3 protein-coding genes are annotated in these 2,038 nt (G+C 39.4%); all 3 read right to left on the bottom strand.

The genetic code is table 11. The features are described 5' to 3' along the window. A partial coding sequence (locus H6S82_RS30975) for a hypothetical protein (protein ID WP_191057311.1) occupies window positions 1-282 on the bottom strand: 282 nt, incomplete at its 3' end. A 26-nt stretch (window positions 283-308) separates the two neighbouring features. Beyond that, the gene (locus tag H6S82_RS30970) at window positions 309-632 is read right to left on the bottom strand and encodes a hypothetical protein (RefSeq protein ID WP_190463028.1); all 324 of its coding nucleotides are present in this window, start codon (window positions 630-632) and stop codon (window positions 309-311) included. 63 nt (window positions 633-695) lie between these two features. After that, a partial coding sequence (locus H6S82_RS30965) for a hypothetical protein (protein WP_191057310.1) occupies window positions 696-2,038 on the bottom strand: 1,343 nt, incomplete at its 5' end.

Raw genomic sequence — 2,038 nt, 5'->3', positions numbered from 1 at the left:
ACTAGAAAACTTATCCTTGGGTGTGTTACACTGAGGAGCTTTTTTAACCGCTGGATCTTGCTTAGATATGGAAACTTCACTCCATATATCTTCATCGGTTAAATTGGTATTAACTCGAACCAATTGCGGCTTATTTGTCTGATGTTTTAAACTAACACCGATTAAAGCTTTGCTCAGTAGATTGGGAATTGATGGAATTGATGGAACGGACAACCAACCTTTTTTGACGCTAAGCACAAGAATGCTGATAACCAAGACTACTCTTGTCCACTTGATTTTCATAGTTTGACTCCACTTATTCTATTTACTTAAAATCTTGAATGCTTCTTAATTTCAGCCTGAGATTTTTGCAAATCTTCAAGTGCTTGGGTAAACTGGCGAAAATAACGGCTCCTGGATTGTAAAAATATAGATGCTCTTGACGAAGCCCAAAATGTTGTTTCATTTGAAACGAAATCTTTCTCTAGGACGAAACCAGCATCTAGCAATTCTTGAGTTAAGAGTGCTTGAAAATGGTGAAGTTCATGCAGGCACTTTGTTTGATGAGATTGGAGAACTTCCATCTCTTCAAAGTTCAATCCAAAGAAAAGCTTAAAGGTAGCACTGGCAAAAGTGTAAGCTAACTTTTTCATAATCAACTCCCATGAAACGTCACAAATAAACGAAGCAGTATGAGCGAATCAACCTCACCCCTACTAATTGTTAGAAGCATTTCTCGCACAACCAAATCGCTGTGCTATAGCATCTAATTGTTCGTCAGACAATCTACAATCTTTGCTCCAGCGATAATCTTGCAAAAACATTACTTCCCCATCGCCGATGCTGCTAAATGCGATCGGTCTTTGCAGTTCCATCGAAACTGGAACCAATTTGTCTAGTAAGTTCAGCATTCTCGCTCTGGCAGAATCACTACCCACCACAAACGGATTTCTGATAATTTTGTAAAGGGCATTATAGTTTCCCTGCATCCCTTTCAAGGTTTTCACAACATTCCCAAATATTAAAATGGCTAGGTTATCTCTGATATTAGAATCGGTCAGTCCGAGGGATTCTAAATTAAAACTTTGCGTAAGTATGACAGCAATAATGCCAAGCTCTCTACCAAGCGTAATGATGTTGGCTAAAGATTCCGTAATAAACTCTTTAATAGCTGCATACTTCTTGCTACCGCTTATAGTATTCCAGATTGAATAATAATCATCCAAAAATAAAACGATTTTAGGTAAGCTTTCTCGCTGCTCTTCATGGAGCAACCTTCTTTGGTTTAAAAAAGAGTTAACCCTTCTAATATGTTCTAGAATCGGCTCAAAATTCCATAAGCCAGTTTCTTCATCGTAGTCAGGTCGAGCTACAGCACCGGGAATATTCCTCAAACCCAACCAAAAATCATTTTTTTGACAACAAATATAAAAAGTGGCGTCTGGATGCAGTTGATAGTATTTATCTATATAAGCCCAGGAAAAAGTAGACTTACCCGTACCGCTGGGCGCAGCAATTAGGGCAGAAATTTCCAGGGAGGCGACAGTGAAAAGTAAATTTTTTTCTTCATGTTGCGACAGCAGAAGCGGTGCTTTTGGATTAACACTAACTACTCTTGAGTAATTTGGTAAGTTAGAGAATGTGTCTGTAAGAATTGTGTCTGAAAACTCTTCTAAAATCGGGTCGCTAGGCGATCGCTCGACTGATTCGGTTTCCATCTCCTCACTCGCGCTTTCATCTTGAGTCCAATAATCTACAGACTCCTCAATAGGCTTTTTAACTGGCTGCGAAATAGGTTCAGTAGAGATATGAGGAGATCCCGTAATGTTGCTCGATTCTGCTAAATCTAATTTTGGTGCTGAGTAATCAGTCTGTGCGATATCGAATGAGAGTGGGATTTCCTTTGCTGACTGGCAATATGGAGAAAATTGTGCAAGAGCAGATGTGCTTTTAGTCTGATGGCAAGGATACTGAACTGCTATTTCTGCAACAGCTTCGACAATATGTCTAAATTTCTTATTTTTCCCGCTGACTTCGGCTCTTATCTCTTCCGGTGACG

The sequence above is a fragment of the Planktothrix sp. FACHB-1355 genome (assembly GCF_014748295.1).
Lineage (GTDB): Bacteria > Cyanobacteriota > Cyanobacteriia > Cyanobacteriales > Aerosakkonemataceae > Aerosakkonema > Aerosakkonema funiforme_A.
The sequence above is the reverse complement of the archived record's forward strand: the minus strand, read 5'-3'. Positions and strand labels throughout refer to the sequence as shown.